General features: G+C 71.9%; 11 protein-coding genes. 5 read left to right on the top strand and 6 right to left on the bottom strand.

What is annotated here, in order from left to right; all coding sequences use genetic code 11:
* Positions 1-51 precede the first annotated feature (51 nt).
* The gene (locus QFW96_RS14105; RefSeq protein WP_281456077.1) at positions 52-2,445 is read right to left on the bottom strand and encodes a Tex family protein; all 2,394 of its coding nucleotides are present in this window, start codon (positions 2,443-2,445) and stop codon (positions 52-54) included.
* Between the two features lie 365 nt (positions 2,446-2,810).
* On the opposite strand from QFW96_RS14105, the gene QFW96_RS14100 reads away from it, so the two are divergent.
* Together QFW96_RS14100 and QFW96_RS14095 are read left to right on the top strand one after the other, a co-directional pair.
* Positions 2,811-3,983, top strand: coding sequence for a lysozyme (locus tag QFW96_RS14100; RefSeq protein ID WP_281456076.1), 1,173 nt, complete (start codon positions 2,811-2,813; stop codon positions 3,981-3,983).
* A gap of 193 nt (positions 3,984-4,176) precedes the next feature.
* The gene (locus tag QFW96_RS14095) at positions 4,177-8,229 is read left to right on the top strand and encodes a tetratricopeptide repeat protein (protein WP_281456075.1); all 4,053 of its coding nucleotides are present in this window, start codon (positions 4,177-4,179) and stop codon (positions 8,227-8,229) included.
* Positions 8,230-8,259: 30 nt separating this feature from the next.
* Here QFW96_RS14095 and QFW96_RS14090 read toward each other — a convergent pair whose 3' ends face one another.
* A complete protein-coding gene (locus tag QFW96_RS14090) occupies positions 8,260-8,574 on the bottom strand; it encodes a hypothetical protein (protein WP_281456074.1) in 315 nt (104 codons plus the stop codon).
* Between the two features lie 224 nt (positions 8,575-8,798).
* Here QFW96_RS14090 and QFW96_RS14085 point away from each other — a divergent pair, with 224 nt between their 5' ends.
* The 3 genes from QFW96_RS14085 to QFW96_RS14075 all read left to right on the top strand — a co-directional run bounded on the left by QFW96_RS14085 (position 8,799) and on the right by QFW96_RS14075 (position 11,024).
* Positions 8,799-9,959, top strand: coding sequence for an acetyl-CoA C-acetyltransferase (locus tag QFW96_RS14085; RefSeq protein WP_281456073.1), 1,161 nt, complete (start codon positions 8,799-8,801; stop codon positions 9,957-9,959).
* A gap of 175 nt (positions 9,960-10,134) precedes the next feature.
* The gene (locus QFW96_RS14080) at positions 10,135-10,596 is read left to right on the top strand and encodes a MaoC family dehydratase N-terminal domain-containing protein (protein ID WP_281456072.1); all 462 of its coding nucleotides are present in this window, start codon (positions 10,135-10,137) and stop codon (positions 10,594-10,596) included.
* Complete coding sequence (locus QFW96_RS14075; RefSeq protein ID WP_281456071.1) at positions 10,596-11,024, top strand: MaoC family dehydratase; 429 nt, start codon at positions 10,596-10,598, stop codon at positions 11,022-11,024. The genes QFW96_RS14080 and QFW96_RS14075 overlap by 1 nt, the downstream gene beginning before the upstream one ends.
* A gap of 47 nt (positions 11,025-11,071) precedes the next feature.
* On the opposite strand, the gene QFW96_RS14070 is transcribed toward QFW96_RS14075, so the two are convergent.
* The 4 genes from QFW96_RS14070 to QFW96_RS14055 form a co-directional block, all read right to left on the bottom strand.
* Positions 11,072-12,139, bottom strand: a complete 1,068-nt coding sequence (locus QFW96_RS14070) for an acyl-CoA dehydrogenase family protein (RefSeq protein ID WP_281456070.1) — start codon at positions 12,137-12,139, stop codon at positions 11,072-11,074.
* A gap of 135 nt (positions 12,140-12,274) precedes the next feature.
* Positions 12,275-13,249: an acyl-CoA dehydrogenase family protein gene (locus QFW96_RS14065; RefSeq protein ID WP_281456069.1), complete on the bottom strand. Its 975-nt coding sequence runs from the start codon at positions 13,247-13,249 to the stop codon at positions 12,275-12,277.
* Positions 13,246-14,361 carry an acyl-CoA dehydrogenase family protein gene (locus QFW96_RS14060; protein WP_281456068.1) on the bottom strand — a complete coding sequence of 372 codons (1,116 nt, stop codon included), beginning with the start codon at positions 14,359-14,361 and terminating at the stop codon, positions 13,246-13,248. The genes QFW96_RS14065 and QFW96_RS14060 overlap by 4 nt, the downstream gene beginning before the upstream one ends.
* A 3-nt stretch (positions 14,362-14,364) precedes the next feature.
* Positions 14,365-15,219 carry an enoyl-CoA hydratase gene (locus tag QFW96_RS14055; RefSeq protein ID WP_281456067.1) on the bottom strand — a complete coding sequence of 285 codons (855 nt, stop codon included), beginning with the start codon at positions 15,217-15,219 and terminating at the stop codon, positions 14,365-14,367.
* Positions 15,220-15,288: the final 69 nt, after the last annotated feature.

Below are 15,288 nucleotides of genomic sequence, written 5' to 3'. Positions count from 1 at the left end.
AAGGGGCTCCCGGCGACGCGCATCGCCGGGAGCCCCTCGCTCGGTTCTCGATCAGTTCTTGCCGAAACCGGCCCTGCGCAGCGCCTCGGCCATCGCGCCGCTGGGAGCGTCGTTGCGCTGACGACCACCGCCGCCGCCGCGGTTCTGCTTCCCGCCGCCCCGGTTGCCGCCGCCACCGCGGTTGCCGCCGCCGTTGCCGCCACCGCCGTTACCGCGGCCGCTACCGGCGCGAACGCCCTGCTCGGCGCGCTCGGGCTTGCCGCCCTTGCCCGGCTCGTCGTCCAGCCGCAGCGTCAGCGAGATCCGCTTGCGCGGGATGTCCACGTCGAGGACCTTCACGCGGACGATGTCGCCGGACTTGACCACGTCGTGCGGGTCGTTGACGAAGTTCTTCGACATCGCCGACACGTGGACCAGGCCGTCCTGGTGCACGCCCACGTCGACGAACGCGCCGAACGCCGCCACGTTGGTGACCACGCCCTCCAGCGTCATGCCCTGCTGCAGGTCGGCGATCTTCTCCACGCCCTCGGCGAACGTCGCCGTCTTGAACTCCGGTCGCGGGTCGCGGCCCGGCTTGTCGAGCTCGGCGAGGATGTCGGTGACCGTCGGCAGACCGAACTGCTCGTCGACGTAGTCCTGCGGCCGCAGCTGCTTGAGGACCTTCGCGTTGCCGATCAGCGCGTCGATCTCGTTCTGCGTGGACTGCAGGATCCGGTGCACCACCGGGTATGCCTCGGGGTGCACGGCCGAGGAGTCCAGCGGGTCGTCGCCGTCGGGGATGCGCAGGAAGCCCGCGCACTGCTCGAACGCCTTCGGGCCCAGCCGGGCCACGTCCTTGAGCGCCTTGCGGTTGCGGAACGGCCCGTTGCTGTCGCGGTGGCCCACGATGTTCTCCGCCAGCGTCTCGCTGATGCCCGACACGCGGGTCAGCAGCGGCGCCGAGGCGGTGTTGACGTCCACGCCGACGGCGTTCACGCAGTCCTCGACCACCGCGTCCAGCGAGCGCGACAGCTTCGACTCGGAGACGTCGTGCTGGTACTGGCCCACGCCGATCGACTTCGGGTCGATCTTGACCAGCTCGGCCAGCGGGTCCTGCAACCGGCGGGCGATGGACACCGCACCGCGCAGCGACACGTCCAGCTCCGGCAGCTCCCGCGAGGCGTAGGCCGAGGCCGAGTACACCGACGCGCCCGCCTCGGAGACCGAGACCTTGCTCAGCTTGAGCTCCGGGTGCTTGCTGATCAGCTCACCGGCCAGCTTGTCGGTCTCGCGCGAGGCCGTGCCGTTGCCGATCGCGACCAGGTCCACCTGGTGCTGCTGGGCCAGGGCGGCCAGCTTGGCCAGCGCCTGGTCCCACTGCCGCTGCGGCTGGTGCGGGTAGATGGTGTCGGTGGCCACGACCTTGCCGGTGCCGTCAACGATCGCGACCTTCACACCGGTGCGGTAGCCCGGGTCCAGGCCCATCGTGGCGCGGGAGCCGGCCGGCGCGGCCAGCAGCAGGTCGCGCAGGTTCGCCGCGAACACCCGGACGGCCTCGTCCTCGGCGTGCTGGCGCAGCCGCAGCCGCAGGTCCACGCTCAGCCGGGTCAGGATGCGGGTGCGCCAGGCCCAGCGGACCACGTCGGAGAGCCACTTGTCCGCCGGGCGACCCTCGGCGGCGATGCCGAACTGCTGGGCGATCCGCAGCTCGTAGGAGGTCGGGCCCTCGACCGGGGTGCCGTCGTCGGGTTCGAGGGAGAGCTCCAGGGCGTCCTCGTTCTCGCCTCGGAACAGCGCAAGGATGCGGTGCGAGGGCAGCGCGGTGAAGGGCTCGTCGAACTCGAAGTAGTCGGCGAACTTGGCGCCGTCCTCCTCCTTGCCCTCGCGGACCTTGGAGACGATCCGGCCGCGGGTCCACACCTGCTCGCGCAGCTCGCCGATGAGGTCGGCGTCCTCGGAGAAGCGCTCCACGAGGATCGAGCGGGCGCCGTCGAGGGCCGCCTGGACGTCGGCGACGCCCTTGTCGGCGTCGACGAAGCCCTCGGCGGTGGCCTGCGGGTCGTTGCTCGGGTCCGACAGCAGCCGGTCGGCCAGCGGTTCCAGGCCCGCCTCGATGGCGATCTGGGCCTTGGTGCGCCGCTTGGGCTTGTAGGGGAGGTAGATGTCCTCCAGCCGCGCCTTGGAGTCGGCGGCGTTGATCTGGGTCTCCAGCTCGTCGCTGAGCTTGCCCTGCGAGCGGATCGACTCCAGCACCGTGGCGCGCCGCTCCTCGAGCTCGCGCAGGTAGCGCAGCCGTTCCTCCAGGGTGCGCAGCTGGGCGTCGTCGAGGGCCCCGGTCACTTCCTTCCGGTAGCGCGCGATGAAGGGCACGGTCGACCCGCCGTCGAGCAGCTCGACGGCAGAGGCCACCTGGCCTTCGCGGACCCCGAGCTCCTCGGCGATCTTCTGATGAACAGTCGTCGTCACGTTTCCTGGTTCCGCCTTCTCTGCGATCTTCGCCAGATCCGATCGAGCATTGTGCCCGACCCGACACCAGGGCAACCGTGCCACTAGACCCGGCGTGTCGGGACCCCCGGGGTCACGTCCCCGGGGGTGGCGGTGGGTGCTCGGGCGGGGACGCTCGGTGGTGCGCACCGCTGCCGAGCGCTGCGGAGGCGGTGGGGCGGTGCCGAAGCGGGGGAGTGATGTGGTTAGGATTCGTCGACCGCTGGGGTTGTCTCACGATGCGTAACCGGGCATGTGGGGATCGATACCCGATGGGGTGAAACTAGGTACCCGTCTAGGTATATACCTCGATGGCAGACCACTCTCCGTCGCGGAGTGTGGGGCTCGTGAAACCCGAGACCCCCGACCACAGCAGATCCCCCGTACACAACGATCATGCCTCGACCCCCGACGAGGCGACCGAGAGTGCGCGGCACGCGAAGGCGCAGGGTGCCGACACCGGTCTGCGGGCCGCCGCGGATCGAGTGGGCCAGTGGCTCGCGCCGCTGCTCCAGCGCCTCGCGCAGTGGCTGTCCCCGCTGCTGCAGCGCATCACCAACGCCCCCGCCGTGCGGCGCCTCCGGGAGAGGGTTGCGCCGCACGTCCCCGAGTCCGTCAAGAACGCCTCCCGCCTGCGCCCCGTGCAGGTGGCTGCGGGCGTCGCCGCCGTCGGCGTCGTCGGCCTGATCATCGGCGGTGTCACCGGCGGTGACGAGCGGGACGTCGAGGAGGCCGCCGTGGCCGCCCCGATGGCCGAGCAGAAGAACGCCGCCCCGATGGTCGAGCAGAAGAAGGCCGACCCGCCGCAGACCCGCGCGGAGACCAAGACCGAGGCGCCCGCCGAGGCCCGGTCCGAGGAGCAGGCCGAGGAGCCCGCTCCGCTGGGCCCGCCCGTCGAGGGCATCGACGTGTCCAACCACAACGGCAACATCGACTGGCAGAAGGTCGCGGCCGACAACAAGAAGTTCACCTTCGTCCTGGCCAGCGACGGCACCGACTTCACGAACCCGAAGTACTCCGAGCAGTACCACGGTGCCAAGGACGCGGGCCTGATCTCCGGTGCCTACCACTTCGCGCGGCCGGACGACTCCGACGGCGCGACCCAGGCCAACCGGTTCCTGGACATCATCGACTACAAGAACGACGGCAAGACCCTGCCTCCGGTGCTCGACCTGGAGGTCGACCCCAACGGCGGCAGCTGCTACGGCATGAGCGTCGACCAGATGCACCAGTGGACCAAGTCGTTCAACGACACGGTCAAGCAGCGCACCGGCAAGGACCCGATCATCTACGCCAACCCGTCCTTCTGGAAGCAGTGCATGGGCGGCACCGACACCTTCAGCAACCACAACCTGTGGCTGGCCGCCTACGAGGTCGACAGCCCGACGGTGCCCACCGGGTTCCAGGACTGGGACTTCTGGCAGTACACCGACAAGGGCAAGGTCGCCGGCATCAGCGGCAACACCGACATCAACCAGTACAAGGAAGGCTTCGAGCGGCTCAAGCAGCTCGCCAGCTGACCGAGTGCTGAATCCCCCGGGGAGCGGGTCGTCCATCGCATGGGCGGCCCGCTCCTTCGCGCGTGCGGGCGAAAGGTGGCTGCGGGCGGTTCCCGGACGCGCCGAGGGCGATATTCTCGTGATCGGCGATCACCCGATCGGAGGGCGCAGCGGAATGTCACGGTGGGAGCAAGAGGTCACTCGAGCGAGGCAGTTGCTGCTCGACAGTGATCACGACGCCGCGGCGCAGGCGTTACGCACCGTGCTGGACGAAGGCGACTACGAAGCCGCCGCCCAGGCCGGGCTCATGCTCGGCGCGATCCTCACCGAGAACGACGACCTCTCCGCCGCCCGCGACGTCTACCAGCGGGTGATCGATTCCGGACATCCCGAGCACGCCCAAGCCGCCGCCCTCGCCCTCGGGCACCTGCTGCTCAACACCGGGGAACTGCCCACCGCCCAGGTCCTGCTGCGCTTCGCCACCGAAGGCGCCGAACCCGACGAAGCCGGCCGCGCCGACGTGCTGCTGGCCCAGGTGCTCCAGCAGCTCGGCGACACCGGCGGCGCCCGCGAGGCCCGCACCCGCGCGCTGGCCTGCGGCGACCCGGCCGTCGTCGAGGCCGCTCAGCAGCTGACCCTGCCGCCCGAGCGCTCCGAGGGCACCGAGTTCCTGCAGATCGCCTACCAGCGCGCGCTGGCGATGCTGGAGCAGGGACGTGACCACGACGCCGAGCCGCTGCTGCGCAAGCTGCTCGACAGCGGGCACCCGCACTACGGCTCGCTGGGCGCGGGCAAGCTCTACGCGCTGCACGTCGACGACACCGACGTCACCCGCCGCCTCGCCGAGCAGATCATCGAGCTCGGCCACCCCGAGCACCTCGCGTGGGGGCACGTGCTGCTCGGCGGCGTGCTGGTGGCCCTCGACGACCCGGCCGGGGCCGCGCGCGCCTACGAGCGCGCCGCGCAGGACCCGCGCCCCAGCGTGCGGCTGCACGCGCTGATCCAGCTCAGCCTGCAGCTGCGCCGGATGGACCGGATCCCGCAGGCCCGCCAGGCGCTGCAGCGCGTCATCGACAGCCGCCACCCGAGGTTGAGCCTGGAGGCGCTGGGCGTGCTCGCCGAGATCCAGCGCGACTCCGGCGACACCGATGCCGCCATCGAGACCTTCGGCCTGGTCGTGGACTCCGGCCACCCGGAAAAGGCCCCGCGCGCCGCTTACCACGTCGGCGTGCTGCGCTACGAGCGCGGCGAGCCCGACGCGGCGGTGGAGTCGTTCCGGGTGGCCGCGCGCTCCGAGGACACCAACGTCGCGCACGAGGCGGAACTGGCACTGTCCACGATGGACTTCGACGGACCGGTCGAGCCCGGTGTGGAGGACACCGCGCGGCTGGCGGTTCTGCCGATCGAGCCGAGCGAACCCGAGCCGGTCGACGCCGCCGAGCTGGAGCGCCGCGCGCAGCAGGCCGCCGCCTCCGGCGACATCGCGGCCGCGCGCGAGGCCTACCAGGGCCTCGTCGAGCACGACCCCGACAACGCCCCGCGCGCCCGGATCTCGCTGGGCCTGGCCGAGGCCGCGCTGGGCGACCCCGCCCGCGCCCGCCAGCTGCTGCGCGGAGTCGCCGCCGAGGGCGGAACCGAGGCCCGCGGCGCCGCTTTCATCGAGGCGCTGCTGGACGAACCCGATTCCCGCGGCGTGCTGCCGGTGCTGCTGCGCGTGGAGCGCGACGACGAGTCCGAAGTGGACTCGATGCTGGCCGGGGCCGAGCCCTCCGTGCGGGAACTCGCCGAGGCCGCGCGCGTCGTGCGCAGCGGTCGGTCTCCCGCCGACGGTCTCGCGCGGCTCGCCGAGTCGCCGAACGCGCTGGCCGCGACCGCCGCGCGCACCGCGCTCGCCGAGGAGCTGCTGGGGCGCGGTGAGCACGAGCGGGCGCGCGGGCTGCTGCAGCGCGTCGTCGACGCGGGGCACCCGGCGCTGCGCCCGTGGACCGCGTGCCGGCTCGGCGAGCTGCTCATGGAGCACGGCGAGCCCGACGGCACCATCGCCGCGTTCGAAACCGCTTTGGCCACGCGGCATCCCGCGATCCTCGGCGAGGTGTTCGGCAAGCTCTCGCTGATCTACCGCACGCTGGAGCGCACCGAGGCGCTGACCGACCTCTACCAGCGCACCGCCGCCAGCGGACACCCCGAGTTCGGGCCGCGCGCGGCGTTCCTGCTCGGCGAGCAGCACGTGGACCACGATCGCCTGGACCAGGCGCTGGAGCTGTTCACCCGCGCGGCCGGGTCGTCGTCGACGGCCGCACCGGTCGCGGTGTTCGCGATGCGCGCGCTGCGCCAGGAGCTCGAACCGGCGCGGTCCAGCTTCCTGCTGCTGGCCGACGAGGACGAACCGCACTTCACCGCGACCCAGCTGTGCCTCACCCTCGCCCACCGCTACCTGCGGCGCGGGGTCCCGGACTTCGCCGACTGGGCGCTGCGGCTGATCTCCGAGTCCGGGCACGCCGAGCTGCGCCAGCAGGGCCTGCTGCTCCTCGGAGCGCTGCGCGAGGAGAACGGCGACGCCGACGGCGCGCTGCGGGCCTGGCGGCAGGCCGCCGACGGCGCCGATGCGGAGGAGGCCGCCGTGGCGAAGGTGAGCGCGGCCGAGCTGCTGCGGCGCCGGGGGAGTCCCGAGCGCGCGGCCGAGCTGCTGGCCGAGGTCGCCGCCGCCGGAGTCGGCAGTTCCGAGCGGGCCGCGGCGATCCTCGCCGAGCTGCGCGCCACCACCCCGGAAACCCCTGCGCAGCAACCGGAAACCCCCGATCAGGAGCCGGAAGCGACCGTGCGGCAGGACGAGGACGCCGACGAGCGCGCGGACCGGATGCTGCGCGAGGGCGACGTCGAGGCGGCCCGGGCCGCGATCGCCGAGCACCGCGGTTCCGAGCTGCTCGCTGACTTCTGGTGCGCCGCTCGGACCGACCTGGCCGCGGCCGCGCGCCTGCTGGCCGAGTCCGACGGCGAGGACGCGCGCGCCTGCTCCGAGCTGGCCCTGGACTTCGGCCGCAGCGCGCAGGCGTCCGGTGGTGCCGACGCCCCCGCGTTCTTCCGCCTGGTCGCCGACCACGGCCATCCCGCCGCGCTGCCGAAGGCGCACATAGCGCTGGGCAAGCTCGCCGAGAAGCGCGGCGAGAACGCCATCGCGCTGAGCTGGTACCGGCGCGCGATCCGCACCGGCGAACCCGCCGCCATAGCGCGGGCCGGGGTGCTCATGGCCCAGCTGCTGATCCGGGTGCACGACCTCAACGGCGCGATCGCGGTCGCCCGCCACGCCAAGGCCGAGGGCGCCGGGACCGCGGCGGTGGAAGCCGGTGTGCTGCTGGGGCACCTGCAGCACCGGGTCGGCGAGGCCGCCGCCGCCAAGCAGGCCTGGGACGAGACCGAGGAGGCCGCCGAGTCGCCCGAGATCTTCGGCATGGCCCTGCAGCGCCGGATCCGCGCGGTCGGCGAGACCGCCCCGGAGTCGGCCGAGATGCTGCTGCGCGCAGCCGAGTCCGAGGACCCGGGTACCGCGGTGCCGGCGCACCTGCTGCTGGCCGAGCGGGCCGACGAGCGCGGCGAGAAGGCCCGCTGGCTGGAGCGCGCGATCGAGCTGGGCGTGCCGGGGCACTCCGACTCCGCCCGCAGCAGGCTGGGCGAGCTGCTGCTGGAGGACGGCGACGCCGAGACCGCGATGCGGCACTTCGAGCGGGTCAGCGCCTGCGAGGACCCGGAGATCGCGGCGCGCGGCGAGTTCGGCATCGGCCTGATCCGCTACGAGGCCGCGGACCTGCCGGGCGCGGTGCACGCGTTCGTCAAGGCCGCCGGGCACGTGCCCGAGGCCGAGTTGGGGGAGGACGCGATGAACAACGTGCGCGTCGTCCTCGACGAGCAGCGCGCCCACGGCGACCACCTGGAGGCCGCCGACACGCTGCGCCGGATGACCGAGGTGGTGCCGGAGGAGCACGTCGCCGAGTGGGCGCAGGAGACGGGTTCGGCCCTGCTGGCCGCCGACGACGCGGAGGCGGCGCTGGTCTACCTGCGCTGCGCGGTGGAGATCGGTGCGCCGGACCCGACGCCGGAAGCGGTGCTGGCCCTGGGCGAAGCGCTGCACCGGCGCGGTGATCTGGCCGGGGCCCGGCAGGCCTACGAGCGCGTCCTGGGCGCCGACGAGCACCTGGCCGCGCAGGCGAACTACCGGCTCAACGAGCTCCGCGCGGATGAAACGCCCGTGGGCAGCAGGGAAGCGCGCTGATCCCGGAAGCGGTTCAGACCCGGAAGCGGTTCAGACGCGGATGAGGGGTTCCGGGAGGGCCAGGACCTGGTCGACGACGTCGATGACATCACCGGTGATGCGCCAGTACGCTGCGCTGTCGTCGGTGCGGATCTCGCCTCGGCGGGGAACGCGGGCGGCGCGGACGTGGTCCTCGGCCAGGACCTCGACGATGTCGATGACGTCGCCGTGCGGGCGCACGTAGATCAGCGCCTCGAGCTCGCCGGAGCCGTCCCGCACCGGTGGCATGAGCTGGAAACCGCGCAGCACCAGCTGCCGCAGCCACATGCTCGGATCGGGTTCGCTCGCCTCTTCTGACGAGAGCATCTGTCTCCCCCAGATTCTTTCGTCGCAGCTCATCCGCACGTGCACGTGCAATCCGCAGACCCTAACACAGCGGAGAGCAACCAGTCGATCACGGAAAGTGAGTACATGAAGCGTTCGCCCTGCGAACGCGTTTCGGCTCGGTGCAACCAAACGCTTGCTTGTTTTCCGCAGTGCTCCGGGACTACTCTCGACCCGGCCACTGGTGGCGACGGAAGGGACTCCTCATGGCGGAGGCTTACATCATCGACGCGGTGCGCACGCCGGTCGGCAAGCGCGGCGGCGGACTCAGCGGGATCCACCCGGCGGACCTGTCCGCGCACGTGCTGCAGAACCTGGTGGACCGCACCGGGATCGACCCGGCGGCGGTCGACGACGTGGTCTGGGGCTGCGTCGACACCGTCGGCGCGCAGGCCGGCAACATCGGCCGCACCGGCTGGCTCGCGGCCGGCTACCCCGAGCACGTTCCCGGCGTCACCGTGGACCGCCAGTGCGGGTCCTCGCAGCAGGCGGTGCACTTCGCCTCGCAGGCGGTGATGTCCGGTGTCAACGACCTGGTGATCGCCGGTGGCGTGCAGAACATGTCGGCGATCCCGATCGGCAGCTCCCTGCGCGGTTCCGATCAGCTCGGATTCCCCCGCGCCTACGGTCCGGACTGCGGATCGGAGGGCTGGGCCAAGCGCTACGGCGACGAGGTCGTCACACAGTTCCGCGGCGCCGAGCTCATCGCCGAGCAGTGGGAGCTCTCCCGCGAGCAGATGGAGGAGTTCGCGCTGACCAGCCACCTGCGCGCGATCGCCGCCATCGACGGCGGGCACTTCGACCGCGAGACCGCGCCGCTGGCCGGAGTCGAGCACGACGAGGGGCCGCGCCGCGACACCGACAAGGACAAGCTCGCCGGGCTCAAGACGCTGAGCGAGGGCGGACGCCTCACCGCGGGCGTGGCCAGCCAGATCTCCGACGGGTCGGCGGCGCTGCTGGTGGCCTCCGAGCAGGCGGTCCGGGCGCACGGGCTGCGTCCGCGCGCCCGCGTGCACCACATGAGCGTGCGCGGCGACGACCCGGTGAAGATGCTGACCGCGCCGATCCCGGCCACCGAGCACGCGCTGGACAAGACCGGCCTGAAGGGCTCGGACATCGACGTGGTGGAGATCAACGAGGCCTTCGCCAGCGTCGTGCTGGCGTGGCAGAAGGAGATCGACATCGATCCGGCCCGGGTCAACCCCAACGGCGGCGCGATCGCCCTGGGCCACCCGCTGGGCGCCACCGGCGCGAAGCTGATGACCACGATGCTCCACGAGCTCGAACGCACGGGCGGCCGCTACGGCCTCCAAACCATGTGCGAGGGCGGCGGAACCGCCAACGTCACCATCATCGAGCGGCTGTGAGATCTCTCCGAGCGGTCCTTCTGCTCGGCGGTGCGGGTGGGGGAACCTGAGCGGCTCCGCGGACTCCGCGCGCCACTCCTCGAGCATGTCAATACGCGGCGTCGCGGCGTGCTCGCCACGAAGCCGCTCAGAACCCCCGGCGGTGCGAGCTGCGCAGGTGGTGGAAGGAGGAAGGTTGGCGATCAACAGGGACTACATCGGTTTCGAGTTCACCTCGGACGAGGCCTACGAGGTCAGCCGGGGCAAGATCCGCGAGTTCGCCGACGCGATCGGTGATCCCAACCCGGCCTACCGCGACCCGGCGGCGGCTCGTGCGCTCGGGCATCCGGACGTGATCGCGCCGCCGACCTTCGGGATCGTGGCCACCGGCGCGGCGTCGGAGAAGAACCCGATCCTGCGGCCGGACTTCGGGTTGAACTACCGGATGGTCGTGCACGGCGAGCAGAAGTTCAGCTACCGCAGGCCGATCCGCGCCGGGGACGTGCTCAGCACGCGGGGGCGGATCGTGGAGATCCGCGACGCCGGCAGCAACGAGCTGGTGCGCATCGAGACCGAGATCGTCGACGTCGACGGCGACCTGGTCGGGACCGCGGTCAACACGATCATCTCGCGCGGAACCGCAGAGGGAGGGCAGTGATGGCCGCGAACGTGGCGTTCGACCAGGTCGAGGTCGGTACCGAGATCCCGGCGCAGCGCTATCCCGTCCAGCGGCTGACGCTGGTGCGCTACTGCGGTGCCTCGGGCGATTTCAACACCATCCACTGGAACGAGCGGATCGCCAAGTCCGCGGGGCTGCCGGACGTGATCGCGCACGGCATGCTCACGATGGCCGAGGCGGCCCGGCTGGTCACCGACTGGGTCGGTGACCCGGGTGCGGTCGAGGAGTACGGCGTGCGGTTCGCCAAGCCCGTCGTCGTGCCCGACGACGACACCGGAGTCGAGGTCGAGGTCTCGGGAACGGTGACCGAGAAGCTCGACGACAACCGCGCCGTGGTGGAGCTCTCGGCCACCTCCGGCGGGGTGGAGGTCCTGGCCAAGGCCAGGGCCGTGGTCCGGCTGGCCTAGGGACCTGATGAGCGGCTGCTCCGCCACCCCGGCGGAGCAGCCGCTTCTCACGCGCTGAGCAAGGTCGCGCGGTGGGCGCTCGGGGTCCCGAACAGCTGGGTCGCGGAGTGGGCGCGCTTGAGGTGCAGGTGCGCCTCGTGCTCCCAGGTGATCCCGATGCCGCCGTGCAGCTGCACGCCTTCGGCGGCGATCGCGTAGTAGGCCTCGGTGCAGGCCGATTTCGCCATCGCCGCCAGCTCGCCCGCCCGCTCGTCGCGGGTAGAGACCGCCCAGGAAGCGGCGTAGGACAGGGAGCGGGCCGATTCCACGGCGACGTAGCAGTCGGCCAGCCGGTGCTTGAGCGCTTGGAACGAGCCGATCGGGCGGCCGAACTGGGTGCGCATCTTGGTGTACTCGACCGTCTCGTGCAGCCAGCGCTGCGCCGCGCCCACCGACTCCGCCGCCACGGCCGCCGCCGCGACGTCGACCAGCCGCTGCACCGGCAGCGTTCCGACCGGTCGCGCGGGCGCGTCGTCGAGGTGGACCTCGGCCATCCGGCGGGTCGGGTCCAGGGGAGTGGTGGCGACCGCGGCGGCCGCGTCGGTCTCGAACAGCGCCGGCTCGCCGTCGCGGGTCGCCAGCACGAGCAGCACGTCGGCCTGCGCCCCGTCGAGCACGTGCACCTTGCGCCCGGTGAGCCGCCGATCGTCGGTCGCCGTGGTGCTGAAACCGCTCGTGCGCCAACCGTTGTCGGGCTCGGCCCAGGCCAGCGCCGCGATCGTCTCCCCGCTCGCGATGCCCGGCAGCAGCCGCCCGCACGCGTCCGCGTCACCGGTGGCCAGCAGGGCCTCGGCGGCGAGCACGGCACTGCTCAAGAACGGGATGTCGGACAGCCGGCGCCCCAGCTCCTCCACCACGATCAACGTCTCCAGCTGGCTGAACCCAGCGCCCCCGAACTCCTCGGGAATCCCCAGGGAATGCGCCCCCACCTGCTCGGCCAGCTGAGACCACACCTCCCGATCGAACCCCTCGGCGACCTCCTCGGGCTCGCCCACCGCAGGTCCACCCCGTCGATCCAGCAGCAGCCGCACGACCTCCCGCAGCTCCTCCTGCTCCTCGCTGAAAGCAAACCGCACAACAACCTCCAAGCCCGGAGTCACCTCTCCGCGCCACTTCCGAGGGGTGTTTCGGATTTCAATGGAAACCCGACCCCCGATTTCAATGGAAATCAGGTTCCCGATTTCCATTGAAATCGGGAACCCCGCCACCGGTCAGGAGGTGCCGATGGGAGTCTTCGGGTCGGTGGCCAGGGCCGTCGCCACGCGGCGGCGGTGCCAGGCGGGGGTGCCCCAGGACTGGCGGAGCGCCGTGGTCTTGGTGAGGTAGCGGTGCAGGTCGTGTTCGGCCGTGTAGCCGATGGCGCCGTGGACCTGCAGGGCGGCGCGGGCCGTGAGGTGGGCCGCGTCGGCGGCGGTGAGCTTGGCCGCGGAGGCGTCCCTGCCGCCGTGCGGGCCTCCCGCTGAGAGGGCCGCGCCCCGGATGAGGGGGCGGGCGAACTCCAGCTTGAGCAGGGCGTTGGCGAGGTGGTGCTTGACCGCCTGGAACTCGCCGACCGGCCTGCCGAACTGCTGCCGCTGCTTGACGTGCTCGGTGGCCAGGTCGAGCATCCGGTGCCCGAGCCCGAGCAGGTAGGCCGCGCAGCCCAGGACCGCCAGGTCGAAGGCGCGCTCGAAGTCCGCGCCGGGCACGTCCCGCCCGCCGGTGGCGTCGACCTCGAAAAGCCGCCGGGCCGGATCGAAGGATTCCCTGCGCCGCAACGAGATCCCGGTCAGCAACCGCGTCGAACCGGGGTCGCACGCGTAGACCTCGTCGGCCAGGTCGGCGTCCAGCGCGCACGGCAGGTGCGGCGCGACCACCGCCGTGCGCACCGCCGCGTCGGCGGTCAGGTCCGGCACCAGCGCGGGCAGCAGCGCCAGCGACTCGATCACCGGTCCCGGGAGTCCCGCGTACCCGCATTCCTGCAGGCAGACGGTCAGCTCCACCGGGCCGAGCCCGAGCCCGCCGCGCTCCTCGGGCAGCGTCACGCCGGTGACCCCGAGGTCGCCGAGGCTCTGCCACAGCTTCCGCCAGCCCTCGGCGTCGCCACCGGCCCACGCGCGGGCGACGTCCGGCACGTCGGCGGTGGCGAACACCGAGCGCAGGGTGTCGGCCATGTCCTGCTGCTCGGGTTCGAGCACGAACCTCATCGCGACCCCCTCGGCAAGCCGAGCACCCGCTCGGCGGCGATGTTGCGCTGGATCTCGTTGGTCCCTGCGTAGATCGGCCCGGCCAGCGAGAACAGGTAGCCCTCCACCCACGAGCTCGACTCCGCCTCCGGACCCAGCAGATCCCAAGCGGTTTCGTGCATCGCGGTGTCCAGTTCGGACCAGAAGACCTTGTTCAGGCTCGCCTCCGCGCCCAGCCCGGCGCCGTCGAGGACCTTGGTCACGGTTTCGAACGTCGCCAGCCGGTAGGCCTGCGCGGAGACCCACGCGTCCACCACCCGGTCGTCGTCGAGCGCGCCGGGAACCTCGGTGAGCCGCTGCGCGGTGGCCAGGAACCGCCCGGGGCTGCGCAGCGTCAGCCCGCGCTCGTTGCTCGCGGTGCTCATCGCCACCCGCCAGCCGTCGCCGACCCCGCCCAGCACGTCGGCGTCGGGCACGAAGACCTCGTCGAGGAACAGCTCGGCGAAGGCCGGTTTGCCGTCGATGCGCTGGATCGGCCGCACCGTCACCCCGGGCGCGTCCAGCGGGAACAGGAAGTACGTCAGCCCCTTGTGGCGGGGTGCGTCGGGGTCGCTGCGGAACAGGCCGAAGGCGATGTCGGCGAACGCCGCGCGCGAGCTCCAGGTCTTGTTGCCGCTGAGCAGCCAGCCGCCGTCGACGCGCCGCGCGGTCGAGCGGATGCCTGCCAGGTCGCTGCCGGCCTCGGGTTCGGACCAGGCCTGCGCCCAGATGTCCTCGGCGGCGGCCATCCTCGGCAGGTAGCGCAGCTTCTGCTCGTCGGTGCCGTGCTCGAACAGCGTGGGCGCCAGCAGGAAGATGCCGTTCTGGCTGACCCGGCCGGGCGCCCCGGCCGCGTAGTACTCCTCCTCGAAGAGCACCCACTGCAGCAGCGACGCCCCGCGGCCGCCGAACTCGCGCGGCCACGACACCACCGACAACCCCGCCGAGTGCAGCAGCTTCTCCCACTCGCGGTGGGCGGCGAACCCCTCGGCGGTCTCCAGCGAGGGCAGCGGCTCGGCGGGGACGTGCTCGCGCAGCCACGCCCGCACCTCGTCGCGGAAGGCCAGGTCGTCCTCGGAGAGCTCCAGGTCCACGGCTCAGCCACGCTCCTCGTTGGACTTCTTCATGCTGCGCGCGTCCATGCCGGCCAGGGAGTCCTTGCCGACCTCGGCGTTGTGCGCGTGGGCGAAGTGGTGCAGTCCGAACACCGAGTCCATGCCGCTCTGCATGCCCATCAGGTCCTCTGCCTGGTTGATGGCCTTCTTGGTCAGCGACAGCCCGAAGGTGGGCATCTCGGCGACGGAGCTCGCCAGCCGCATGGTGGCGTCGGTGAGGTCCTCGCGCGGCACCACGTCGTTGACCATGCCGATCTCGTAGGCCCGCTGCGCGCTCATCCGCTTGCCGGTGAACAGGAACTCCTTGGCGATGCGGGGGCCGAGCACCCACGGGTGCGCGAAGTACTCCACGCCGGGGATGCCCATCTTCACCACGGGGTCGGCGAAGAACGCGTCCTCGCTGGCCACGATCAGGTCGCACACCCACGCCAGCATCAGCCCGCCTGCGACGCAGGCGCCCTGCACCGAGGCGATCGCGGGCTTGGGCATCTCCCGCCAGCGGCGGCACATGCCCAGGTAGACCTCCTGCTCGCGGGCGAAGCGGGACTCGCCGCCGGAGTGCGTCGTGTGGTCCCACCACAGGCCGGCGCGGCGCGGGTAGCTGACGTCGATGTCGCGCTCGGGGGAGCCGATGTCGTGCCCGGCGGAGAAGTGCTTGCCCTCGCCCGCGAGCACGATGACCTTGACCCGGTCGTCCTCGCACGCGCGGTAGAACGCGTCGTCGAGCGCGTAGGTCATCACCGAGTTCTGCGCGTTGCGGTAGTCGGGCCGGTTCATCGTCACCACGGCGACCTGGTCGCGGACCTCGTAGTGGACGACCGCTTTGTCTGCTGCCATCGGGCGCTCCTAGCTCGGCCTTGCGATTGCGGCACGGTCGAGGTTAGCCGAACAAGCAAGTGCTTGGTA

Origin of the sequence: Saccharopolyspora ipomoeae (assembly GCF_029952525.1) — a bacterium.
Classification (GTDB): Bacteria; Actinomycetota; Actinomycetes; order Mycobacteriales; family Pseudonocardiaceae; genus Saccharopolyspora; species Saccharopolyspora ipomoeae.
This window is presented reverse-complemented; position numbering and strand designations above follow the sequence as displayed.